This is a genomic window from Brachybacterium sp. JB7 (assembly GCF_003335205.1).
In the GTDB taxonomy this organism is placed as follows: Bacteria; Actinomycetota; Actinomycetes; order Actinomycetales; family Dermabacteraceae; genus Brachybacterium; species Brachybacterium alimentarium.
In genome coordinates this window covers 122,477-145,410 of record NZ_QPGN01000005.1, presented here as the reverse complement: position 1 = coordinate 145,410, position 22,934 = coordinate 122,477, and the positions used below count along the sequence as shown (strand labels likewise).

Genomic DNA, 22,934 nt, shown 5'->3' with positions numbered 1-22,934 from the left:
GCGCTCAGGCGGACTCGGAGTGTCTGAGCCCGGCGACGCCGCCGCGCAGGTAGTTCGCGGCGACAGCCGCTCCGGCGAGCACCATCACCGTCGAGGTGACGATCAGCGAGGTCTGCCCAGCGCGGTCGATGATCAGCCCGCCCACCAGGGCGCCCACGGCGATCGCCACGTTGAACACGGCGCTGTTCAGCGCGGTGCCCTCCTCGATGACCTCGGCGGCCTGGGAGCCCACGAAGGCCTGGATCGCCACCGAGATCGCTCCGACGAACAGACCCCACAGCGGCATGATCGCGAGCGCCGAGGCCGGGGTGTGCATCAGCAGCAGCACGAGGAGCAGGGAGATCCCCACGCCGGAGGAGACCACCAGCACGCCCCAGGGCGCGCTGCGGGTCAGCAGCGGAGCGACGGCGAAGTTGCCGATCAGCCCGGCGATGCCGAAGGCCAGCAGCATCACACCGATGTCGGTGACCGGCACCTGGGCCCGCGCGACCAGGATCGGGCTGACATAGGCGTAGGTGATGAACTGGGCGACCACCACCAGCGAGGTCAGCACGATCGCATAGCGCACGCCGCGCGCACGACTGGCGGCGAGCATCATCGCCGGGGTCACCTTCACCGGCGAGCGCACCGGCTTCACGAGCAGCAGGATCAGCACGGCGACGAGCACGGCGATCAGGCCCACCACGGCGAAGGCCGCCCGCCATCCCACGTGCGACCCGATCCATGCGGCCATCGGCACGCCGAGCACCAGGGCAGCGCCGGCGCCGCTGAAGGCGACGGTCAGGGCCCGCGCACTGTGCTTCGCCTCGACCTGGCCGAGCGCGACGATCGCGAGCACCGCCCAGTACAGGCCGATGGAGACCCCGGCGAAGAGTCGGGCCAGCAGCAGCACCGCGAAGTTCGGGGCGACCACGCTCAGCGCGCAGGAGATCACCACCGAGGACAGGGCCAGCACGAGCACGAGGCGGCGGTCCATCCCCCGCACGATCACCGGGGTGAGCACAGCCACGACACCGGCCAGCACGCCGGGCACGGTGACCGAGAGTCCCGCGAGCCCCTCGCTGATCCCGAGCTCCGGCGCCATCACGCTGAGCACCCCGATCGGCAGCTCCTCGATCGTGATGAGCACGAAGATCCCCAGGGCGAGGGCGACGACCCCACTCCATCGGCGTGCGCTGTCCACTGCTGCTCCTCCTCGATCTCGGCCCGGCACGGGCGACGACTTGCTCGTACGGGCTCATGGCTGAACAGGCGAGTCCCCGAGCCTCGCGAGGGCGCGGGAGCTTCCTGCTCGGACGGGCCGCGCGCTCAGTCACGGCGCGGGCTGCGGCGGGGCGCCTGCACGCGGCATGGCGCGTGCGCACGGCGTGGCGCCTGCGCACGGCGGATGGCCCCGGGCGCGCTGTGCGCTGCCGGAGCCATCCGCGGTCAGGCGGGTCTGCGGCCGTCGGCCGGAGCCGAGGCCGCAGCCGACTTCGGTCGGGACCGCCCGCGGTCCGACCCGATCGACGCCGGCCCGATCCTCACCTGCTGGTGTTCAGGTGCTGGAGATCAGACGGCGGCGTCGAACGCCTCGCCGATCTCCTGCTCACCGTCGTTGTAGGTGAGGAACTTCCCGACGGTCGCCGGACGCTCGAGCGCGGCGAGGATCGTCCGGGCGACGTTCCCGCGGGAGACGGTGCTGCTCTCGGTCGCGGTCGCGTCGATCCGTCCGGTCGGCTCCTCGAGGGTGAGCCCCGACGGCCCGAGGATCGTCCATTCGAGACCGGTGCCCTTGAGGTGGTCGTCAGCCTGTGCCTTCGCCTCGGCGTAGGCGAAGAACGGCTCGTCCTCCGGAACGCCGTGCTCGAGGCTCGCCCCGAAGTAGCTGATCATCAGGTACCGGGTGGCCCCCACGCGCTGAGCCGAGTCCATCGACGCGATCGCCGCGTCCCGGTCCACGGCCCAGGTGCGCTGCGGGTTCCCGCCGCCGGCGCCGGCGGCCCAGACCACTGCGTCCTTGCCGCGCAGCAGCTCGTCCCAGCCCGCGTCGTCGAGCGATTCGATATCCGCCACGACGGCCTTCGCGCCGGTGGCCTCGATCTCTGCCGTCTGCTCGGGGTTGCGGATCACTGCGTGGACGGTGTGACCCGCGTCCACGAGCAGCGGCTCCGCGAGCAGTGCGACCTTGCCGTGTCCTCCGATGAGTGCAATATCCATACCCCCACCTTTGCACCGGCATGCGATGCCGTCGAGGGCCGGACCATCAGGTTCACTGCTGGTGGAATGCCGTCCGGGTCGCGCGCGGTCGCGATGGCCGGGTATGAAGCGGGAAGTCAGGCGGGAAGTGAGGCGGGAAGTCAGGCGGCAAGTCAGGCGGCAAGTCAGGCGGGAGGCGCCCTATATCCTGTGCTCGGCCGCCGCGGGGTGGCCGATCCCTGGGGAAGGACCCTCTGATGGCCGGTGGACTCGCCGCACTGCTCGACGACGTCGCTGCACTCGCTCGCCTGGCCGCCGCCAGCGCCGACGACGTCGCCGCCGCTTCCGCGAAGGCGAGTGCCAAGGCGGTGGGCGTGGTGATCGATGACGCCGCGGTGACTCCCCAGTACGTGCGAGGCATCAAGCCCGCGCGGGAGCTGCCGATCATCTGGCGGATCACCAAGGGTTCCCTGCGCAACAAGCTGCTGATCATCCTGCCTGTCCTGCTGCTGCTGAGCGCCTTCGCGCCCTGGGCGCTGACGCCGATCCTCATGCTGGGTGGCCTCTACCTCAGTTTCGAGGGCGCTGAGAAGGTCTGGGAGCTGGTGCGCGGCGCACCGAAGAAGGAGCCGGCGACCTCGCAGGGTGCCGATGCGGAGGGCAGGATCGTCTCCAGCGCCGTGCGCACCGATCTGATCCTCTCGGCGGAGATCATGGTCATCTCCATGAACTCCTTCGCCCCCACCTCGGTGTGGGAGCAGGCCGCCGTGCTCATCGTCGTCGCGATCGGCATCACCGCTCTGGTGTACGGCGCGGTCGGGGTCCTGGTGAAGATGGACGACGTGGGCCTGGCGATGGCGTCGGACGCCGAATCGGATCTCAAGCAGCGCTTCGGCAACGGCCTGGTCCGGGCGATGCCCACGGTCATGACCGTGATCAGCTACGTGGGCATGGTCGCCATGCTCTGGGTGGGCGGCCACATTCTGCTCGTCGGCACCCACGACCTGGGGCTCGCCCAGCCCTACGGGTTCGTCCACCATCTCGAGGAGTCCGTCAGCGGCGTGGCCGGTGTGGGCGCCGTGCTGGGCTGGCTGCTCAACACGGCCTTCTCCTTCGTGCTCGGTCTGCTCATCGGCGGGGTCGTCGTCGCGATCCTGCACCTGCTGCCCATCGGGCACCACGGCGAGAAGGACGATCGGACGCTGAAGAACTCGCAGGACGGGGACGCCGGCGAGAACCACGGTGGACGCAGCGCGGACGAATCACCGACGCGCGCGGCGGAGGGAACCGGCACGCCCGACGGGACGGCTTCTCCGAGCACGACGGCAGGCAAGGGGACCGCGCCGACGGAGTAGGGCCGGCGCAGCGCAGCCGCCTTGCCCGAGGCGCAGACCTGTGCCACGGTGAGTGACCTCTGTCACCGCCGAAGGAGATCGCGCCGCCGTGCTTCCTCTTGATCGCCGCACCTTCCTGCGCCTGAGCACGGGCGCCGGGGCCACTGCCTTCACGGCCAGCGCGGGCTCCGTCCCCGCTCTCGCACACCCAGCTGCTCCGTCGGCCGGCGATGCCGCGGCGGATGATCCTGTTCCTCCGCCCGCCCGGCAGTTCCGTGCCATGTGGCTCTCCTCCGTCGAGAACATCGACTGGCCCTCCGCGCCCGGCCTCAGCGTCGCGCAGCAGAAGGAGGAGTACCTGACCTGGCTCGACCTCGCCGAGGAGCTCGGGCTGAATGCGGTGATCGCGCAGGTGCGCCCCACGGCCGACGCATTCTGGCCCTCCTCGTTCGAGCCGTGGTCGACGTACCTCACGGGCACCCAGGGTGAGGACCCCGGCTACGACCCGCTGGCCTTCCAGATCGAAGCGGCCCATGAGCGCAACCTCGAATACCACGCGTGGTTCAACCCCTACCGGGTCGCGATGACCGAGGAGCCGGACCTGGTCGAGGACCATCCGGCGCGAGTGCACCCCGACTGGGTCTGGCCGTTCGGCGGCAAGCTCTACTACGACCCCGGCCTGCCCGAGGTCCGCGCCTTCGTGCAGGACGCGATGATGGACGCCGTCTCCCGGTACGACGTGGACGGCGCCCACTTCGACGACTACTTCTACCCGTACCCCGTCGAAGGGCAGACCATCCCCGACGAGGACACCTTCGCCGCGCATTCGGACGGGACCGAATCGATCGAGGACTGGCGGCGGGGGAACATCGATCTGCTGGTCAGCGAGATGCACGAGCGCATCCGGGCCGAGAAGCCCTGGGTGCGGTTCGGGATCAGTCCGTTCGGCATCTGGCGCAACGCCACGAGCGACCCGGAGGGCTCGGACACCTCGGGCTCGGAGAGCTACGAGATCATCTCCGCGGACTCCCTGCGCTGGGTGCGCGAGGGGTGGGTGGACTACATCAACCCGCAGATCTATTGGGAGATCGGGCATCCCGCGGCCGACTACGAGACCCTGGCGCGCTGGTGGGCCGACAAGGTCGAGGGCACGGGCGTGGCCCTTTACATCGGCGAGGCCGCCTACAAGGCGATCGACGGCACCTTCCCGGAGGCCACCGAGCTCGGCGATCACCTCGACCTCACGCAGACCCTCGCACCGATCGACGGCAACGTCTACTTCAGCGCCGCGAGCCTGCGCGATGACGCCGTCGGGGCGGTCGACGACCTCGTCGAGCGCCACTACACGCATCCGGCGATCGTCCCCGTGATCGAGGGGATCCCCGGCGAGGCTCCTGAGGCGCCGACGGTCCTGGCCGCGCGGAACGTCGAGGACGGCGTGGAGGTGCGCTGGCGCGGTCGCGCTGCGACCAGCTATGCGCTCTGGCGTCTGCCGTCGGCCACGGCCGGGGCCGACGAGCTCGCCGACGGGCGCAACCTGGTGGCGACGGTGCGCGCCGGCCGCACCTCCCAGGCTCTGGTGCACGAGGGCGCCGACGGCAGCGGGTACTACGTCGTCACCGCCTACGACCGCACCTGGCGGCAGAGCGACCCGTCGGAGGCAGTGCAGGTCCGCGGCTGAGCCGGTCCGCGCCGGCTCGGACGCGGATCAGCGCCCGACGGTCAGGCGTTCCCGGGGACCACGCCCGGGTTCGGGACCACGGGCGACTCGGCCGACCACGGGAAGACGATCCACTCGTCGGTGCGGCGCCACACGAAGTCCGGGGAGACGACGGAGGCGGACTTCGCGTACAGCACGGCGCTGCGGGCGTCTGCGCCCTGCTCGCGCAGCAGATCGAGCACCAGGGCCAGCGTGCGACCGGAATCGGCGACGTCGTCGACGACGAGGAGGCGCTTGCCCTTGATCGATTCGGTGTCGAGCATCGGGGCGAGCAGGACCGGATCCGGCAGCGTCTCGTGCACGTCGGTGTAGAACTCGACGTTGATCGCGTCGGAGAGCTTCAGGCCCAGTGCGTAAGAGAGGGATCCGGCCGGCAGCAGACCGCCACGCGCCACGGCGATGATGATCTCCGGGTCGAACGCCGAATCGGCGATGGTCTGCGCGAGCTCCCTCGAGGCGGTGCCGAACAGCTCCCAGCTGAGGACCTCCTTGGTCGACAGCTCGGACGAGTCGGCGTGGTAGGCCTGGGACATCAGATCTCTTCTCCTCGGGGTGCGATCGACGCAGAGATCTCCGATGATATCGGCCGTCGCTGATCGGGTGGATCGTGGGACCGGTCCGCCGGTTCCTTGTCACAGGCACGCAGGCACACAGGCACACAGGCACACAGGGCCCCGGGCCACGGGACTGATGCACGATCAGGTGTCAGCTTGGTTTAGGCCGCCAGGGTGACGGTCGGGTTCATGATGGTCTCGTATTCGATGGGGGTCAATCGGCCCAGGCGGGCCTGACGCCGGCGGCGGTGGTAGGTCCGTTCGATCCAGGTAATGATCGCGATCCGGAGTTCCTCACGGGTGCGCCAACGGCGCCGGTCCAGGACGTTCTTCTGGAGTAGCGCGAAGAAGGATTCCATCGCCGCGTTATCACCGGCAGCACCGACTTGGCCCATGGATCCGATGAGGTGATGCTGGTTCAGGGCGTGGACGAACTTCCGGGATCGAAACTGCGACCCGCGGTCTGAGTGAACAATGCAGCCAGCAACGTCGCCGCGCCGGGTTGCCGCGTTGGCCAGGGCGTTCACCGCCAAGCGGGCCTTCATCCGGTCACTCATGGAGTAGCCGACGATCCGGCCGGAGAAGGCGTCCTTGATCGCGCAGAGGTAGAGCTTGCCCTCATCAGTCCAGTGCTCGGTGATGTCGGTCAGCCACAGCTCGTTGACGTCATCGGCAGTGAAGTCCCTCTGGACGAGGTCATCGTGGACAGGCGGTCCCGGACGTTTCCCGTTCTTGGCGCGCTTCTTCCCGAAAACGGACCACCACTGGTTGTCGTGGCAGATCCGCCACGCGGTTCGCTCGCACATGACCTCACCAGCCTCAGCGGCTTCGCCGGCGAGGAATCGGTACCCGAACTCCGGGTCGTCGCGGTGAGCGTCCAATAGCGCGTTGGCTCGATAGGCCTCGACCAGCTCGGCCTCGGTGACCTGCTGTTTGCGCCAGCGGTAGTAGGGCTGACGGGAGAGCTTCAGGACCCGCAAGGACACCGCAACGGGGATCCCGTCGGCGGCGAGCTCGCTCACGAGCGGGTAGAGGATTTTCCCGGCAGATTCGCCTGGGACAGGTATGCAGCAGCACGGCGGAGCACCTCGTTCTCCTGCTCCAGCAGCCGGTTCCGGCGTCGGAGCTCGCGCAGCTCGGTGGAATCCTCACGGGTCTTCCCAGGCCGGTTGCCGTCCTCGACGTCCGCTTGGCGCATCCAGTTCGTCAGGCAGGACTCGGAGATCCCGAAGTCCTTCGCGATCACGGAGAGCTTCTGGCCGGGTTCACGGTTCCTCGCGACGCGGACGACGTCCTCACGGAACTCTTTGGGATAGGGAGCGGGCATGGCGCACATCCTTCCCTGCAACGCCGCACGGCGCCACAGATCATGTGACACCTGATCGTGCATCAGTCCCAGCCTCAGGGTTCGGCCGTCGGCCGGGACGTCGAATCCGTCGGCGGGTTCACAGGACCCCGAGGCCCTGAGCGCTCGGCACTCTGCACTCTGCACTCCCCCTACTAACCCACCCATTCCCACATGAGATGGGTGTTGTTTTGTGTGGGTTCTTGACGTAATGTTCTGGCATCGGCTCCCTCCCGTTCATGTTCGGGCCGGGCGAGCTCCCCTTCGATGAGGCAGGTGACCCCTTGTACGCCCGCGAACGCCAGCGACAGATCCTCGACATCCTGGACCGCACGGGCCGTGTCGCCGTCACCGACCTCTCCACGCAGTTCGAGGTCGCCACCGAGACCGTGCGCCGGGATCTCGATCAGCTCTCCGAGCGGGGGCTCCTCGTCCGCGTGCACGGCGGGGCCGTGCCCCGGCGCACCACCGAGGTCGAACCGGATCTCGAGTCCCGTCGGACCACGAACATCGAGGTCAAGCGCCGCATCGCCCATGCTGCCGCAGCACTGCTCCCCGCCGATGCCCGGGCCGCCGTGCTGCTGGATGCCGGCAGCACCACCGCTGAGCTGCTCCCCCACCTGGCCGGCCGTCGCGGCCCCGTGATCACCAACGCCCCGGCGATCGTGCAGGGAGCACTCGCCCACACCGACCTCGAGGTGCACGTGCTGCCCGGTCGGGTGCGGCCCACGACCGAGGCCGCCGTCGGCTCCGCCACCGTCGATGCGATCCGAGCTCTGCACCCCGAGGTCGTCTTCCTCGGCTGCAACGGCCTGGACGGGGAGGGGTTCACGACGCCGGACCCTGACGAGGCCGCGGTCAAGAGCGCGATGGTCCATTCCGCGGCACGGCGCGTGATCCTCGCCGACTCCTCGAAGGTCGGTGCCCGCCGCCTCGTCACCTTCGCCGCCCTCGCCGACGTCGACGCGCTGGTGACCGACGCGGACCTGCCGCAGGACCTCATGGACCTGCTGTCCGAGGCCGGGGTCGAGGTGATCCCCGCATGATCATCACGTTCACCGCGAATCCCTCGCTGGATCGCACGGTCGATCTCGGCGGCCCACTCACCCCCGGAGGGGTCCATCGGATCGGCGCCGACAGCACGCAGCCCGGTGGCAAGGGCATCAATGTCGCGCTCGGCGCGCACCGAGCCGGGCTCGCCGTCACCGCGGTGCTCCCCGCAGCGTCGGGCGACCCTCTGCTCTCGCTGCTGGAGGCCGAGGGCCTGCCCCATCGCACCAGCCCGGTCGCGGGAGCGGTGCGCACCAACCTCACGGTGCTCTCGACCCCGCAGATCACCACCAAGCTCAATGAGCCCGGGGCGCAGCTGACCACCGCCGAGGTGAACGCCCTCGAGGCCCTGCTCAGCGAGTGCGTGAGCCCTGGTGACAGCGTGATGCTCTCCGGATCGCTCGCTCCCGGCCTGCCCGCCGACGAATACGTGCGCCTGGTCGCGGCGATCCGCTCCCAAGGTGCCTGGGTCGGCGTGGACACCTCCGATGCGCCTCTCACGGCCCTGGCAGCGGCGCTTCCCGCCGTGGCTCCCGACTTCCTCAAACCCAATGCGGAGGAGCTGGGGCAGATCCTCGGCGTCGACGGGAACCTGCTCGAGCAGCAGGCCGAGGACGGCGACCTCGACGGCGTGCGCGACGCCGCCCTCGACCTGCACCAGCGCGGAGTGGGAGCCGTCCTGGTGACGCTCGGCGCGGCCGGCGGACTGCTCGCCACCGAGGGCTCGGCCTGGTATTCCTCGTCCCCGTCCGGACCGGTGGTCTCCACCGTCGGGGCCGGGGACTCCGCGACCGCCGGCTATCTCATCGCTCGCGAGCTCGGCGAGGACCCCGCACGGAGCCTGGCCCGCGCGCTCGCCTACGGGACGGCCGCCGTCGGCCTGCCCGGCACCACCATCCCTCGCCCCGACCAGGTCCACGTCACCGCGGACCGCGTCGTCCGGCTCTGACCCGTCTTCTCATCCCGCAGTCCCTCACCCGCTGTCGCGGGTGAGCCCGTTCGAAGGAGAACCCATGCCCGGCCCTTTGATGACCCCCGAACTGGTCCGTCTGGAGGTCGCCCCTCCGGGTGACAAGCAGGCCGTGATCGGTCTGATGGCAGACCTCATCTCCGCCACCGGCCGCGCCGAGCGCGACGGACTCGAAGCTGGTCTGCTCAAGCGCGAGGAATCCTTCGCCACCGGCATGCCCGGCGGCTTCGCGATCCCCCACTGCCGCACCGACGCCGTCCACGAGGCGGCGCTCGGGTTCCTGCGGCTCGCCGAGCCGGTCGACTTCGGATCGGCCGACGGGCCTGCCGATCTCATCATCGGCATCGCCGCCCCAGCCGGCACCGACGATCAGCACCTCAAGCTGCTCGCCCAGCTCTCCCGGGCCCTGATCCGTCCGGAGTTCCTCGCGGACCTGCGCGCGGCGAAGGAGCCCCATGAGGTCTCGGACCTGGTGATGGGTGTCATCGAACCCGCACCCGATACGGCCCACGACGACACGGCACAGGGCGATGCGGCACAGGGCACCGATGCGGCACAGGGCGATGCGGCACTGGGCACCGATGAGGCACAGGCCAGCGCCACTGCGAGCGGTCAGCCCGTGCTGCTGGCGATCACCTCGTGCCCCACCGGCATCGCCCACACCTACATGGCAGCGGAGTCCCTCGAGAACGCCGCCAAGGACAAGGGCGTCGAGCTGCACGTCGAGACCCAGGGCTCCGGCGGCATCACGCCGTTCACCGAGGAGCAGATCGCTGCGGCGAGCGCCCTGATCGTCGCGGCCGACGTGAACATCTCCGGCCGCGAGCGCTTCGCCGGGCTCCCCCTCGTCGAGCATCCGGTCAAGCGCGCCATCTCCCATGGCTCCGAGATGATCGACGAAGCAGTCGCCGCGACGACGGACCCGTCCACGCGGCGAGTGCCGACCTCCGGCAGTGCTGCGAAAAACGGAGAGTCCAGCAGCAGCAGCAGCAGCTCCTCCGCGGCGAACCAGCAGTCCTGGCCCCGTCGGATCCAGGGCGCCGTGATGACCGGTGTGTCCTACATGATCCCGTTCGTCGCCGCGGGCGGCCTGCTCATGGCGCTCGGGTTCCTCGTCGCGGGCTTCGATGTCGCCTTCGTCGCCCAGGACGTCGCGACGAGCTTCTCCCTCACCTCGCTGCCGGACCACCAGACGTACGAGAGCGCCACCGGCGCGGTGCAGACCGAGCGCGCCGGACTCGCCCTCTACCTCGGCGCCGTCTTCTTCACCCTCGGCGATCTCGGGATGGGCTTCCTGGTGGCGGCCCTGTCCGGCTATATCGCCTTCGGTCTCGCCGGGCGACCCGGCATCGCCCCCGGCTTCATCGGCGGGGCCGTGTCCGTCGCGGTCGGCGCCGGCTTCCTCGGCGGGCTCATCACCGGTCTGCTGGCGGGTCTGATCGCCCTGTGGTTCACGACGCTGACGCCGCCGCGGTGGCTCGCAGGGCTCATGCCCGTGGTGATCATCCCGCTGGTGACCACGTTCGTGGTCGGCGGGCTCATGCTGCTGTTCCTCGGCCGCCCCCTGGCCACTCTGATGACTGCTCTGCAGGACGGTCTGACCAGCATGTCCGGGTCCTCCGCCATCCTCCTCGGCGTGATCATCGGGCTCATGATGTGCTTCGATCTGGGCGGCCCCGTCAACAAGGCGGCCTACCTGTTCGCCACCGCGGGTCTGTCTCAGGGCACCGAGGCGTCCTTCCAGATCATGGCCGCGGTGATGGCCGCCGGCATGGTCCCGCCGCTGGCGATGGCGCTGTCCACCGTGGTGCGCCGGAAGCTCTACTCCCCCGTCGAACGCGAGAACGGCACCACCGCCTGGCTGCTCGGTGCCGCCTTCATCTCCGAGGGCGCGATCCCCTTCGCCGCGGCGGACCCGCTGCGGGTGATTCCCTCCACCATGGCCGGCGGCGCCGTCACCGGCGCGCTGATCATGGCGTTCAGCGTCGGCTCCCAGGCACCCCACGGCGGCGTCTTCGTCGTCTTCGCGATCTCCCCGGTCTGGGGCTTCCTGCTCGCGATCCTCGCCGGGACGCTGGTGGCCGCCGCCGCGGTGACTGTGCTCAAGGAGCTCGGGCGCCGCAAGACCGCGGCCACTGAGGCTGCCGAGGTCGCCGCCTGATCGACCTGTCGGCCCGTCCCTCGGTCTGGTCGCCCTCCGGGTGGCCCGACCTCGCGGGCGGGCCGGCTTCGCCGGTGTCCCGGCGTCCCGGTGTCCCGGCGTCCCGGCGTCCCGGCGTCCCGGCGTCCCGGCGTCCCGGCGTCCCGGCGTCCCGTATCTCATGATCTCCGATCCGCTTCCGTGCGTGGTCGTGACCTGTTGGGGTCATGACCTTCCGGGGGGCATGACCTGTCGGAGCCCTGACCTTCCGGAGCCATGACTTCCTGAGGCCATGACCTCCTGGACGTCCTGCCCCTCCGACATCGCGCAGAGCGCCCCGCCTCGGCGGGGCGCTCTCGTATGCTCTGCCCAGGAACGTCGCCGCGAAGAGCGGATGCTGTGCGTGCCCTGGTGCGGGGCCTCGCACCGGCGAGGGCCGGACAGGACGGGTCAGACCTCGGAGTCGAGCGTGGCGTGAAGGGCGGTGCGGCCATGAGCACGACCACCGGCGTGCTGCGGGCGGACGGGCCGCTCGGCCACATGCCCGCCTACGGCTCCGCGCACGTGTCGATGCTCGTGCTGCTCGTGGCGTCCGGGATCCTCGTCGTGGTCTGGGCGCGGCGCGGCGACCCGCTCACCGTGGATCGTGCGCTGCGGAGCGCGGGCTGGGCGCTCCTGGTGAACTCCGTGCTCTGGACCGCCTGGGGATTCACACCGTGGGCGTGGAACCTGGAGGAGTCCCTGCCGCTGCATCTCTCGGACGCCCTGCGGTTCCTCGGTGCGGTCGCCCTGATCACGCGTGCTCGCTGGCTGATCGTGGTCACCTACTTCTGGGGGCTCACGCTGAACCTTCAGTCCGTGCTCACGCCCGATGTGAACTACTTCGTCTCGGTGCCGCTCGAGTTCGCCGAGTACTGGATCGCCCATCTCAGCGGGGTGCTCATCCCCGTCACGCTCATCTGGGGGCAGCGATACCGACCTACCTGGCGCGGCTACGGCGTCGCCTATGGGGTGACGCTGCTCTGGGCGGGGTTCGCCGCCACCGGCAATGCCCTCAGCGGCGCGAACTACGGCTACCTGAATCATGCGCCTTCGGGCCCCAGCATCCTGGACCTGCTGGGGCCGTGGCCGCAGTACCTCGTCGTCGAAGCGGTGCTGATCGCCGCGGTGTGGGCGCTGATGACCTGGCCATGGGTACTGCTGAACCGTCATTCCCCTGCCCCGCTCACCGGCCGCGGCGGACTGCTGCGCCAACCACCTGTCGCCGGACACGTAGCCAACGATGTCAGGCGCCCGCCACAGGCCGCGACGATCTGACGCGCCCGCCGCGCGTCACGGACGGGCCGCTGGTGAGGCGCACTGGCGATATGGCCAGATGACCTCACCAGCGGCCCGTCCGCGACATCGCGAAACGGGCGCCGGTTCGTGGCGGGCCGAAGCGAGCGTCTGGAAGGGTGCAGGTCAGGCGGCTGTGCAGGTCAGGCGATTACGCAGGCCATGCGGACCGGGCAGCCACACAGAGTGGGCGGGTCAGGTGGTCAGGCAATCGGGCAGTCAGGTGGTAAGGCGATGGCGTGGCCAGGCGGTCAGGCGAGCAGTTCGATCTCCGCGAGGCGGAGGGGGCCCTGTGCCGTGGTGATGACCAGGCGGTGGTGGGTGAATCCGCGCGGGGCCGGGATCTGGAACGGGCGGGTCTGCCGACGCCAGCGGAAGCTCTGCGTGGAGCGCTCGTCCAGCAACTCCCACGTCTCGCCGTCCTGGGAGCCCTCGAGCCGCCAGGCGATCGGGTCGCCGCCCTCCTCCGCCGAGGAGGTCAGCGTGAGGAATCGTGCCGCGAGCGGCTCGCCCAGCTCGGGGAGGTCGATCGTCGCGCTCGAGCCGGGCCAGGTCTGCTCGGTGCGCGAGTCGTCGTCCTGCAGCGGGTTCGAGGGATCGGTGCGGAACAGGTCCCGCAGCGGGTGGGGGTAGTGCCCGGTCGGGGTGGCCGAGGGCGGCACGACGCCCCAGGCCGTGGCCTCGGCGTCGGCCCGGGAGCCGAGGCGGGCGTGCAGGCGCCCTCGGAGGTCCTCATGGTCGATCCAGGCACCGCGATGCTCTGCACCGTCGCGCGTGTATCCCGTGATGCAGTCGTCGTCGCCGTCGCCGCGGGTCTCGGCGACGACGGTGAACGGCTCGCCCCCGAGGGGCTTGACGTGCACGTGGTCGAACAGCGGCGCCACCAGGTGGTACCGGCCGGTGCCCAGCTGCAGCGGATACAGGCCCAGTGCGGTGAGCAGCCACCAGGCGCTCATCTCGCCGTTGTCCTCGTCCCCCGGGTATCCCTGACCGATCTGCTCGCCCACGAACAGCCGACGGTGGACCTCCCGCACCACCTGGGAGGCGCTCTGCGGTGCGCCGGCGTGGTGGTAGAGGAAGGGGATGTGGTGGGAGGGCTGGTTGGAGACGCCGAACTGGCCCATCCTCACCGCCCGTGCCTCGTCCATCTCGTGGATCACGTGGCCGTAGGTGCCCTGGAGATCGGCACGCTCCGGGGTCGCGAAGAACTCGTCGAGCTTCGCACGCAGGAACTCCCGGCCTCCGTAGAGCGATGCCAGGCCCTCGCCGTCGTGCGGGACATGGAAGGCGAAGTTCCAACCGTCGGTCTCCGTGAAGTCCCCGCCCCAGACTCTCGGATCGAACTCCTCCGGGCTCTGCGCGAATGCGCCGTCGGCCCGCCGACCCTGGAAGAAGCCGACCCCGTGATCGAACAGCAGCAGGTAGTTCGCGGACCGGGCCCGCAGGTAGGCGGCCTCCTCGCGCAGCTGCGCGGCGTGCTGCTCGTCCTCGGTGGCGTCGGCCAGCAGCTCCGCCTGGGCGGCGAGACCGAAATCGTTGATATGGGCCTCGAGCGTCCAGGAGACCGATTCGGAGGTGTCGGTGTCGACGTAGCCGGTGAACACGGCCCGCTCGTTGCCCCTGCGGCCCACCTCGGTCTGCTCGGGGGCGACCGTGGCGTTGCGCAGCCCGGACTCGTAGGCGCCGAGCGGGTCGGGCAGGGCGACTCCCTTGACGGCGAGATCCGCGAAGGCGATGTCGCTGCTGGTGCCGGTCATGCAGTCGGCGTATCCCGGAGAGGACCAGCGGGCGATCCAGCCGCCCTCGCGGTACTGCTGCACGAAGCCGTCGGCGAGTTCTGCGGCCAGCTCGGGATAGAGCAGGGCGTAGGCGGGCCACGCGGTGCGGTAGGTGTCCCAGAAGCCGTTGTTCACGTGGATCGCTCCGGGCAGCACCTGAGCGTTGGTGCGGGTGTCCGTCGCCCTGCCCTTGGTGGGGCGCACCGGGCTCGCATGCACGGGCTCGGGCCGGGTCGCAGTGCCCGCGTTCTCCCACTGGGAGTTGGGGTAGAGGTTCAGCCGATAGAGGTTCCCGTACAGGGTGCGCAGCTGGGGCGCGGTCGCGGTGCCCGGCTCGATCACCCGCAGACGCTCCGTCCAGGCACCGTGGGCGGCCTCACGCACCTGGGAGAAGCTGCGGCGCTCGACCTCCTGGGCGAAGGTGCGCTGCCCCTGATCGAGGCCGATGAAGCTCGTGACCAGGCGCACCGTGACGCGTTCCGTCCCCTCCGCGAAGGTGAGCACACTGCCGGTGGAGTCGCCCTGAGCGCCGGCCACCGAGAGCGGCGCGGGATCGACCTCGGCGAGCACGAACATCCGGGTGGCACCGTCGGCCCGGGCGTAGCCCTCGGTGAGGCCGGAGTCGACCCAGGCACGCAGGCGCCCGTCGAACACCGCACCGGCGGCATCGATGCGGTTGTTCTCGTCGACGCCCTCGAGCAGCAGATGCGGCGTGCCGGCATCGGCGGTGAAGTCGATCTCGCAGATCGCGCCGTGGTCGGTGGGTGCCAGCCGCAGGGAGGTGCCGCCGTCCAGCGCCACCTCGTAGAGATCGGGGCGGGCGGTCTCCTCGGCGTGGTCGAAGCCGAGAGCGCGTGCGGCCGGCGTGGCATCGGGCGACTCGCCCTGCAGGGGCATGAGCACGAACTGGTTGCGGTCTCCCATCCAGGGGCTGGGCTGGTGGGAGATGGCCATGCCCTGCAGGCGGGGGCGGTTGTCCTCGCCGTTGCGGCGGTGGTATTCGTACAGCCAGCGCCGGGTGCGGGCGTCCGTGACCGGGGTGAAGAACGCGAAGCCGTTGGGCACTGCGGTCAGCGGGAGGTTGTTGCCACGGGAGAAGTCCCCGGAGGCATAGGTGCCGCGACGGGTGTCCACCCACGCCACCGGATCCTCCCGGGAGGGGTCTGCGGGGAGCGGACCGAGATAGGGGCCGTCGACCCAGCCGACGAACTCCACCGGCTCGGTCGGCCCGTTCTGCTCCTCGACGTCCGCCTCGTTGTCGGCAGCAGTGGCGGCAGCGGTCTCGGCCTCGTGGGCTCCGGCATCGAGCTCCTCGACGTCGATGTCCTCCTCGAGATCCTCGTGCGCGGCGAGGTTCACCTGCGTGGCGAGGGTCAGGTGCCCCGCGTCGCCCGAAGCGTCATCCGGCAGGGGATCCTCCAGGCCCGGGTAGTGATGCACCGTGGGGCCCTCCTCGGCGCTCTGCTCCTCGGCGTCAGGATCGGAGGAGTCCGGAGCGTCGGCGTCGGAGCCGGCGGGGACGTCGGCCACCAGCAGCACCTCGGCGATCGTGCGACCCACGGCGGCATCCAGCGGTACCTGCACGTCGTTCCACTGGTCGGCGTACAGGATCTTGCCCTCGCCGAGGCCGCGGGCGGTGGCCGTCGTGCCGTACTGGTCCCGAGGCTCGAACTCGGACAGGCGGGATCCGTCCGTGAGGACGAGGTCGAGCGACACATGGGTCGCGCCCCAGGTCTGGCCCGCATCGAGCTCGGGGAACAGGAAGAAGCGCAGCACGTCTCCGGCGGCGATGGTGCGGCCGACGGGCGAGGGCGCATCGGCGAGCTCCGGCAGCGGCAGCTCGGCGGCCTCTCCGGCACCGACCGTGTACCGCAGCGCGGAGGTCGCGAGAAAGCCCGCCGAGTCCTTGCTGGTGGGCGAGCCGACGGGGCCGGGGTCTGCGGTGACGATCATGCGCGCCACAGTATCGACCGCGGCCGCTCGCCGGGGTGTCCGACATGGGGTGGGACGGCCGCGGGTGCTCACGGGAGCCCGCCGGCTGCGGTGTCGTCGGGGCGAAACCACCGAGGATCACTGGACGGCGAGGAGCCGGACATGCTGCTCGGTCGACGACCGCACCGCGTCGTGTTGCCAGGGCGGCCAGTCGGGTTCCGCGGGGAATCTCCGCGTGCCGCCGAGCGTGGCTCCGTGGGCGATCGTTATGTGCGCCGGGGCGAGGCTCCGGGGTGGCGATGGGCGCGGCAGCGGGCCTGGTAGGACTCCGTGCCGCCGATCTGCGCGGCCGTGGCCTGCAGGGCATCGCCCTCCTGCGGGGTGTCGTGCCGCCGTACGTGGAATGCCGCATCCGCTCCGCAGACGACACATACGGCGGTGAGCTTCACGACCTCCTCGGCTTGCGCCATCAGGGTGGGCACCGGTTCGAAGGGGCCTCCGTCGTAGGTGACGCAGAGTCCGGCGGCCTCCACCTGGATGCCGCCGACGAGCAGTTCGTCGAGCACCGGAACGAGGCCGGGCCCGAAGAACTGCGCCTCATCCAGCGCGACCAGATCCGGTCTCTCCCCGCCCAGGGCGTCCAGCAGCTCCTGGGGTTGCTCGAGCATCCTGGCAGGCTCGCTGCGCCCGATGTGCGTGCTCAGGCGGTCCGCGCCACCGCGATCATCGAGCCGGTGCCCGAAGACCTCGACCTGCTGTCCGGCCAGTCGCGCCCGGTGGACGCGTCGCAGCAGCTCCTCGGTCTTCCCGGCGAACATGGGGCCGGCGATGACGTGGAGTCGACCTGCCGTGGAGGGGCGCATGGCGTCAGGGTACGCGCGCGGTGCGCCGGGGCAGCGGAGCCCGCCCTCCCCACCAAGCCACCCCCGCCCCGCCTCACCGCGCCCCGATACAGTCTCCGAATGAGCATCCGGCGCGTCTCCCCCCTGGCAGGTCGCAAGCCGACCCGCGATGACCTGCCCCTCTTCGCCGGGTCCGACGGCTCGGCGCTGGACGAGGTGCAGCCCGACCCGGCGTGCGGGCAGACCCTGCGCCTCCTGATCGTCGGCATCAACCCGGGCTTGTGGACGGCGGCGGTCAACGCGCCCTTCGCTCGGCCCGGGAACCGGTTCTGGCCCTCGCTGCACCGTGCCGGGCTGACCTCCCGCCTGGTGGACGCCTCGCGAGGTCTCGCAGAGCACGACGAGAACGAGCTCCAGGAGCGCGGCATCGGCATGACCAATCTCGTCGCACGCGCCACGGCGAGGGCCGACGAGCTCTCGAAGGACGAGCTGCGCGCGGGCGGCGAGCAGCTGGTGCGCCGCGCCCGGGAGCTGCGGCCGGCAGCGGTCGCGATCTCCGGGATCACCGCCTATCGCACCGCGTTCGCCCTGCCCCGCGCGCAGCTGGGGCATCAGGACCCCGCGACGGTGCCGGGATGGCCCGAGGACGTCGCGCTGTGGGTGGTGCCCCAGCCCAGCGGGCTGAACGCGCATGCGACCGTCGACTCGCTCGCCGAGGGCTGGCGCGAGGTCGCCCGCAGCGCCGGGCTGGCGGCGGAGAACGCCGGTTGAGCAGCCGGCGGAGGACCCCGCCGAGCAGCTGGCCGAGGATCGGGGCCGACGGGCGGCCGAGCGCTCACCGGCTCGCGGTCTGCGTCGTGCCGCCGGTGCGCTCCTGCCCCGTCGACCAGAAGTACAGCAGGTCCGTCCCGTTCAGCAGGCGGTCCCCGATGGCCCGCTCCTGGTAGATCACCGGGTTGTGCGAGGAGAGGGTCCGGGCGTTGCGCCAGTGGCGGTCCAGCGAGCGGCCCCGCGACGTCGCCGAGGCACCGCCCACCTCGAACAGCTCGGTGGTCACGGACAGCACGTCCTCGACCGCGGTGATCTGCGCCTGGACGGTGCGCAGCTCGGCCGCATCGGTGAGGCGTTCATGGTCCTCGGTGCCGACTGCGGCCTGCGCGGCTGCGAGGGCCCGCGCCGCGGCGAGGACCGCGTCCTGGGCCGAGGCCACCTTCGCCGAGAGACGTCCTACCACCTGCTGGACCAGCGGATCGGCTGCTGCGCTCGCGCCGCTGCCCTGGGAGTAGACCCGGGTGCGGGAGCGGACGAAGTCGATCCCGTCGCGCAGCGCCGCCCGCCCGGCGCCCGCGAGAGAGGCCAGGAGCACCAGCTGGAGGAAGGAGGTCTGCGTGGTCGGGGCTCCGTCTCCGCGTCCCTCGAGCACCCGCACGTGGGTGGCCGGCACGCTGACGTCGGTGAACAGGGTGGATCCGCTGCCGGTGAGGATCTGCCCGAAGCCGTCCCAGTCGTCGCGGATGTCCACGCCCGCAGCGGTGCTGCCCACGGTGACGCGGGCACGACCGCCGTCCGGGGTGCGGGCCGAGACGTTGATCCAGTCCGCGAAGATCGAGCCGGTCGAGTAGTGCTTCTCGCCCGAGAGGCGGTACTCGCCGTCCGTCGCGGTCACGGTGGTCGCGAGGTCGCCGACGACGGCGGAGCTGCGCTCATGGCTGGCGTTGCCGAACACCGCTCCCTGCGCGATCCGCGTGAACCAGTCGGCGGGGTCGCCCTCCTCGATGCCGATGAGGAAGTCGTTGACGAAGGCGAAGTGCGCCCGCAGCAGCTGCGGGAGGTTCGAATCCGCCTCGCCGAGGTCGATGAGCAGCCGGAAGAACGTCTCGATGTCCGCGCCGGAGCCACCGTACGAGGTGGGCACCGTGAGAGCGGTGAAGCCGGCCTCGGCGAGCGCCCGCACCTCCTCGTGGGGCAGGCGCCGGGTGCGGTCGCGCTCGACCGCGCCCTCGGCGATGTGCGCGAGGACCGGGGCGAAGCGCTCCCTCAGCTCGGCATAGGGAGGAGCTGCGGGGGACTCCGCGTGCATCGGTGCGGTGGGGGATGCGGTGTCGGCGGACACGGCGGAAGCGAAGGTCATGCGATCTCCTCGAGTCGTGGGCTGGGCAGCGCGGAGACGAGCTGCCGGGTGTAGTCGTGCTGAGGGGCGAAGAAGACGTCGTCGGCGCTTCCGGATTCCACGATGCGCCCGCCCTGCATCACGAGGACGCGGTCGCTGAGGTGGTGGATGACGCCGAGATCGTGGGAGATGAACAGGTAGGCGGTGCCCAGAGTGCGCTGGAGGTCCACGAGCAGGTCGAGGACCTGCGCCTGGATCGATACGTCCAGCGCGGAGACCGGCTCGTCCAGGACGAGGATCTCCGGGCCGGTCGCGAGCGCCCGGGCGATCGACACGCGCTGACGCTGCCCGCCCGAGAGGGACAGCGGATGCCGGACCGCGTGGGCACCGGTGAGGCCGACGGAGTCCAGCAGCTCCTCGACACGGCTCGCGTGCTGCGCACGGGGGACGTCGCCGGGGAGGGCGTCGGCGATGATCCGGCCGACGGTCCACCGCGGGTCGAAGGATCCCAGGGAGTCCTGGTGGACGACGGAGATCCGCCGTCGTCGCCCGCGACGGCGCCGTTCGGGCAGCCCGGACCAGGGCCGGCCGTCGAGCAGGACCTGACCGGCCGATGGCGCGGTGAGGGCCAGGGACATCCAGGCGGTGGTCGACTTGCCCGAGCCCGACTCCCCCACGATCCCGAGGGTCTCCCCGGCGTGGAGGTCGAAGGAGACGTCGTCGACCACGGTGCGGTGGCGACCGTCGGGCCCGCGATAGCGCTTGGTGACCCCCTGGACCGACAGCACCGGGCCCGCTTCAGCGGGGCGCGGGATCGCTGCGGACCGGATCTGCAGCGGCTGCGGCGGGGTGTCCGACAGTCGCTCCCCGCGGGAGTGCGCCGACGGGACGGCGGAGAGGAGACGCTGGGTGTACTCGTGCTGCGGATGCGTGAGGACCTCGTGGGTGGGGCCCTGCTCCACCACCCGACCGTGCTTCATGACCAGCACGTGATCGGCCAGGCGCTCCACCACTGCGAGGTCGTGGCTGATCAGGATGATCGAGCGGCCCTGCGCGAGGCTGTCCTCCAGCAGCGAGAGGATCTCGGCCTGCACGGTGACGTCGAGCGCCGTGGTGGGCTCGTCGGCGATGAGGATCTCGGGGTCCAGGGCGAGCGCGGCGGCGATCAGCGCACGCTGGCGCAGCCCGCCGGACAGCTCGCTGGGCAGCTGACGTGCCCGCAGCTCGGGCTCGGGGATCCCGGCGGCGGCGAGGAGATCCTGCACCCGACCGGGGCGCTCGGCGCGCGGGACGCCGTGCAGCCGCAGCGGTTCGGCGACCTCGGCGCCGACCCGTCGGATCGGGTCCAGCGAAGTCAGGGCGTCCTGGAGGACGTACCCGATCCTGCTCCCCCGCAGTCGGCGGAACTGCTCCTCCGTGGCGGCGCGCAGGTCTCCGCCGATGTCGAGCGTGGTGGCGGTGACCGTGGCGTTCTCGCCGTTCAGCCCCAGCAGACTGCGTGCGGTGACGGACTTGCCCGAGCCGGACTCCCCCACGATCCCCAGGCAGCTGCCGGCCCGCAGGGTGAAGGAGACGTCGTGGACGACCGGCGTGCCGTCGAAGGAGACCGCGAGGTTCTCGGCGGTGATCAGGGGCTTCATCGGGCGGCTCCGGAATCGGTGGCGCGCTGGAGGTGACGGCCGATCACGGTCAGCGACAGGGTGAACAGGACGATCGTGATGCCCGGGAAGAAGTCCATCCACCAGGCCATCTGGATGTAGTTGCGGCCGGCGTTGAGCATCGCTCCCCATTCGGCGGTGGGCGGCTGGACACCCATGCCGAGGAAGCCGAGCGCTGCGGCCCAGACGATCGCCTGGCCGATGCCCAGCGTGATCAGCACGGTCAGCGGTCGGAAGGTGTTGGGGAGGATCGTGCGCAGCAGGATCCTCAGCGGCGAGTGCCCGAGGGAGCGGGCGGCCTCGACATACAGGGACCCCTTCACCGACAGCACCTGGCCGCGCACCATCCGCGCATAGCCGGGCATCGACGCCACGCCGACCGCGACCATCTGGGTCATCGCACTGTTGCCGTAGACGGCGATGAGGATCAGGGCGAGCAGTATCCCGGGGAAGGCGTAGAGGACCTCGATCACCCGCGTCACGGCGACGTCCGCGAACCGACCGCCCAGGCCGCCGGCCAGTCCCAGGGCGAGCGCGCCGAGCAGTCCGATCGCGGTGGCCCCCAGGCCGATGACCAACGACTGCCCGGCACCGTGGACCACCCGGCTGTACACGTCGCGACCGGACTGATCGGTGCCGAAGGGGTGCTGGAGGCTCGGGGCGTCGAAGCTCTCCGCGAGGTGGATCTCGAGCGGGTCCTGGTGCGCGAGCAGACCGGGGGCGACCGCCGCGAGCGCGACGACTGCGACCGCACCGAGGGCCAGGCAGAAGCCGGGGCTGTGCAGCGGGGTGCGGCGAGCGGGCCGGAATGCCGCCTGCGGGGCCTGGGCGGGGGCGGTGTCCTCGGGAGCGGGGGCGAGGATCGTCATGAGGCACGTCCGATCGAGGCGCGCAGTCTGGGGTCGACCGCGACATAGGCGAGATCCGTGAGGAGGTTGGCGACCACGTAGACCAGGGCGACCACGAAGGTCACGCCGACCACGAGTGGCAGGTCCTGGGAGGTGACCGCGGAGACCAGCACCTGGCCGATGCCCTGACGCGAGAAGATCACCTCGACCACGACGGCGCCGGAGATCAGCGAGCCGAGCCCCCAGCCGGACAGCGCGATGCCGGGCAGGGCCGCGTGGCGCAGGACGTGGCGCCAGCGCACGTCGTGCAGCGTCGCGCCGCGGGAGCGGGCCGAGAGCACGAACGGCTGGCGCAGCGCGGCGTCGAACTCGTCCCGGGTGACCTGGGCGAGAAACCCGCCCAGCGGAATGCCGAGGGTCGCCGCGGGCAGGATCAGACCCAGCGGGCCGCCGTCCACGACCGGCAGCCACTGCAGCACGACGGCGAAGACCACGAGCAGGACGACTCCGAGCCAGAAGTGGGGCAGGGCCGCGAAGACGACCTCGATCGAGGAGCCGATCCGGCCCGCGAGGCCCGAGCGGCCGGCGCTGACCAGGGTCAGCGTCAGGGCGATGACCCAGGCGAGCACGAGCGCGGAGGCGGTCAGCTGGAGCGTCGGCACGATCTGCTCGCCGATGACCGTGACCACGGATTCCTTCATCGTGTACGACTCCCCGAGATCCAGCTGCACGAGCCCACCGAGGAAGGCGGCGTACTGCACGAGGAGCGGCTGGTCGAAGCCGTACTGCTCCCGGACTGCCTGGACGGTCTCCGGGGGCGGGTTCGACGAGGCGCCGCCGAGGATGGCGAGCGCCGGGTCGCCGGGGACCATGTGCTGGAGGAAGAACACGATGGTCGCGACCGCCCACAGCAGGAGGACCGCCGATCCCAGCTGTGAGGCCGCGCGCCGTGCCAGAGCGCGCCATCGGGAACCGGGACGCTGCGTGCCCGCGCCGGATCCCGGCGCGGGGTCGGATCCGGGCGCTGGGTCGGATCCTGCGGTGGGGTCGAGCGGGGGTACGACACCGGGTGCCGTCGCGGGCGCGGCACCGCCCACGGCCGACGCCGACGCTGTCTCATCACGGGTGTGCACGGTCATC

At 70.9% G+C, this 22,934-nt stretch carries 17 protein-coding genes; 7 read left to right on the top strand and 10 right to left on the bottom strand.

Annotated features, from left to right (window positions below; genetic code table 11):
• Positions 1–4 precede the first annotated feature (4 nt).
• Together CIK81_RS08425 and CIK81_RS08420 are read right to left on the bottom strand one after the other, a co-directional pair.
• On the bottom strand, positions 5–1,183 hold the full coding sequence (locus tag CIK81_RS08425) for an MFS transporter (protein ID WP_241964082.1): 1,179 nt from the start codon (positions 1,181–1,183) through the stop codon (positions 5–7).
• Between the two features lie 368 nt (positions 1,184–1,551).
• Positions 1,552–2,199 carry an NAD(P)-dependent oxidoreductase gene (locus tag CIK81_RS08420; RefSeq protein WP_096165962.1) on the bottom strand — a complete coding sequence of 216 codons (648 nt, stop codon included), beginning with the start codon at positions 2,197–2,199 and terminating at the stop codon, positions 1,552–1,554.
• Positions 2,200–2,435: 236 nt separating this feature from the next.
• Between CIK81_RS08420 and CIK81_RS08415 the strand changes: the two genes are divergently transcribed.
• Positions 2,436–3,533, top strand: a complete 1,098-nt coding sequence (locus CIK81_RS08415; protein WP_096165963.1) for a DUF808 domain-containing protein — start codon at positions 2,436–2,438, stop codon at positions 3,531–3,533.
• A gap of 88 nt (positions 3,534–3,621) precedes the next feature.
• Positions 3,622–5,193: a glycoside hydrolase family 10 protein gene (locus CIK81_RS08410; RefSeq protein ID WP_199586329.1), complete on the top strand. Its 1,572-nt coding sequence runs from the start codon at positions 3,622–3,624 to the stop codon at positions 5,191–5,193.
• A 41-nt stretch (positions 5,194–5,234) separates the two neighbouring features.
• On the opposite strand, the gene CIK81_RS08405 is transcribed toward CIK81_RS08410, so the two are convergent.
• Both CIK81_RS08405 and CIK81_RS08400 read right to left on the bottom strand, forming a co-directional pair.
• A complete protein-coding gene (locus CIK81_RS08405; RefSeq protein ID WP_096165965.1) occupies positions 5,235–5,765 on the bottom strand; it encodes a phosphoribosyltransferase in 531 nt (176 codons plus the stop codon).
• A gap of 182 nt (positions 5,766–5,947) precedes the next feature.
• Positions 5,948–7,113 (bottom strand): IS3 family transposase gene (locus CIK81_RS08400; protein WP_241963936.1). Its coding sequence is split into 2 segments (ribosomal slippage): positions 5,948–6,826 and positions 6,829–7,113, totalling 1,164 coding nucleotides; the frame shifts between segments, so codons are not numbered across the junction.
• Positions 7,114–7,370: 257 nt separating this feature from the next.
• Between CIK81_RS08400 and CIK81_RS08395 the strand changes: the two genes are divergently transcribed.
• The 4 genes from CIK81_RS08395 to CIK81_RS08380 all read left to right on the top strand — a co-directional run bounded on the left by CIK81_RS08395 (position 7,371) and on the right by CIK81_RS08380 (position 12,608).
• The gene (locus CIK81_RS08395) at positions 7,371–8,177 is read left to right on the top strand and encodes a DeoR/GlpR family DNA-binding transcription regulator (RefSeq protein WP_241964081.1); all 807 of its coding nucleotides are present in this window, start codon (positions 7,371–7,373) and stop codon (positions 8,175–8,177) included.
• Positions 8,174–9,130 (top strand): 1-phosphofructokinase family hexose kinase, encoded by a 957-nt coding sequence (locus CIK81_RS08390; protein ID WP_114355616.1) that lies wholly within the window; start codon positions 8,174–8,176, stop codon positions 9,128–9,130. Before CIK81_RS08395 ends, CIK81_RS08390 begins: the two co-directional genes overlap by 4 nt.
• Before the next feature lie 64 nt (positions 9,131–9,194).
• Entirely contained in the window at positions 9,195–11,312 is a 2,118-nt protein-coding gene (locus tag CIK81_RS08385; protein ID WP_114355615.1) for a fructose-specific PTS transporter subunit EIIC, read from the top strand.
• Positions 11,313–11,783: 471 nt separating this feature from the next.
• The gene (locus CIK81_RS08380; RefSeq protein ID WP_241964080.1) at positions 11,784–12,608 is read left to right on the top strand and encodes a TIGR02206 family membrane protein; all 825 of its coding nucleotides are present in this window, start codon (positions 11,784–11,786) and stop codon (positions 12,606–12,608) included.
• Positions 12,609–12,877: 269 nt separating this feature from the next.
• Here the strand turns inward: CIK81_RS08380 and CIK81_RS08375 are convergent, their stop codons facing one another.
• A complete protein-coding gene (locus CIK81_RS08375) occupies positions 12,878–16,357 on the bottom strand; it encodes a GH92 family glycosyl hydrolase (protein ID WP_096196996.1) in 3,480 nt (1,159 codons plus the stop codon).
• 245 nt (positions 16,358–16,602) lie between these two features.
• Positions 16,603–17,199 carry a thymidine kinase gene (locus tag CIK81_RS08370; protein WP_096196997.1) on the bottom strand — a complete coding sequence of 199 codons (597 nt, stop codon included), beginning with the start codon at positions 17,197–17,199 and terminating at the stop codon, positions 16,603–16,605.
• Between the two features lie 99 nt (positions 17,200–17,298).
• Between CIK81_RS08370 and CIK81_RS08365 the strand changes: the two genes are divergently transcribed.
• Complete coding sequence (locus CIK81_RS08365) at positions 17,299–17,949, top strand: mismatch-specific DNA-glycosylase (protein WP_096196998.1); 651 nt, start codon at positions 17,299–17,301, stop codon at positions 17,947–17,949.
• A gap of 64 nt (positions 17,950–18,013) precedes the next feature.
• Here CIK81_RS08365 and CIK81_RS08360 read toward each other — a convergent pair whose 3' ends face one another.
• The 4 genes from CIK81_RS08360 to CIK81_RS08345 are packed head-to-tail and all read right to left on the bottom strand — an operon-like array spanning position 18,014 to position 22,933.
• Complete coding sequence (locus tag CIK81_RS08360) at positions 18,014–19,309, bottom strand: acyl-CoA dehydrogenase family protein (RefSeq protein WP_096164481.1); 1,296 nt, start codon at positions 19,307–19,309, stop codon at positions 18,014–18,016.
• Positions 19,306–20,928, bottom strand: a complete 1,623-nt coding sequence (locus CIK81_RS08355) for an ABC transporter ATP-binding protein (RefSeq protein ID WP_199586328.1) — start codon at positions 20,926–20,928, stop codon at positions 19,306–19,308. The genes CIK81_RS08360 and CIK81_RS08355 overlap by 4 nt, the downstream gene beginning before the upstream one ends.
• A complete protein-coding gene (locus tag CIK81_RS08350; RefSeq protein WP_096197000.1) occupies positions 20,925–21,815 on the bottom strand; it encodes an ABC transporter permease in 891 nt (296 codons plus the stop codon). The genes CIK81_RS08355 and CIK81_RS08350 overlap by 4 nt, the downstream gene beginning before the upstream one ends.
• A complete protein-coding gene (locus CIK81_RS08345; protein WP_096164479.1) occupies positions 21,812–22,933 on the bottom strand; it encodes an ABC transporter permease in 1,122 nt (373 codons plus the stop codon). Before CIK81_RS08345 ends, CIK81_RS08350 begins: the two co-directional genes overlap by 4 nt.
• Position 22,934 lies beyond the last annotated feature (1 nt).

Bases quoted from the DNA above. Each gene is read 5' to 3' on its own strand.
- CIK81_RS08360 (WP_096164481.1), bottom strand. From the start codon at position 19,309: ATGACCTTCGCTTCCGCCGTGTCCGCCGACACCGCATCCCCCACCGCA.
- CIK81_RS08375 (WP_096196996.1), bottom strand. From the start codon at position 16,357: ATGATCGTCACCGCAGACCCCGGCCCCGTCGGCTCGCCCACCAGCAAG.
- CIK81_RS08345 (WP_096164479.1), bottom strand. From the start codon at position 22,933: ATGACCGTGCACACCCGTGATGAGACAGCGTCGGCGTCGGCCGTGGGC.
- CIK81_RS08395 (WP_241964081.1), top strand. From the start codon at position 7,371: ATGTTCGGGCCGGGCGAGCTCCCCTTCGATGAGGCAGGTGACCCCTTG.
- CIK81_RS08420 (WP_096165962.1), bottom strand. From the start codon at position 2,199: ATGGATATTGCACTCATCGGAGGACACGGCAAGGTCGCACTGCTCGCG.
- CIK81_RS08380 (WP_241964080.1), top strand. From the start codon at position 11,784: ATGAGCACGACCACCGGCGTGCTGCGGGCGGACGGGCCGCTCGGCCAC.
- CIK81_RS08405 (WP_096165965.1), bottom strand. From the start codon at position 5,765: ATGTCCCAGGCCTACCACGCCGACTCGTCCGAGCTGTCGACCAAGGAG.
- CIK81_RS08365 (WP_096196998.1), top strand. From the start codon at position 17,299: ATGAGCATCCGGCGCGTCTCCCCCCTGGCAGGTCGCAAGCCGACCCGC.
- CIK81_RS08415 (WP_096165963.1), top strand. From the start codon at position 2,436: ATGGCCGGTGGACTCGCCGCACTGCTCGACGACGTCGCTGCACTCGCT.
- CIK81_RS08350 (WP_096197000.1), bottom strand. From the start codon at position 21,815: ATGACGATCCTCGCCCCCGCTCCCGAGGACACCGCCCCCGCCCAGGCC.
- CIK81_RS08355 (WP_199586328.1), bottom strand. From the start codon at position 20,928: ATGAAGCCCCTGATCACCGCCGAGAACCTCGCGGTCTCCTTCGACGGC.
- CIK81_RS08385 (WP_114355615.1), top strand. From the start codon at position 9,195: ATGCCCGGCCCTTTGATGACCCCCGAACTGGTCCGTCTGGAGGTCGCC.
- CIK81_RS08370 (WP_096196997.1), bottom strand. From the start codon at position 17,199: ATGCGCCCCTCCACGGCAGGTCGACTCCACGTCATCGCCGGCCCCATG.
- CIK81_RS08390 (WP_114355616.1), top strand. From the start codon at position 8,174: ATGATCATCACGTTCACCGCGAATCCCTCGCTGGATCGCACGGTCGAT.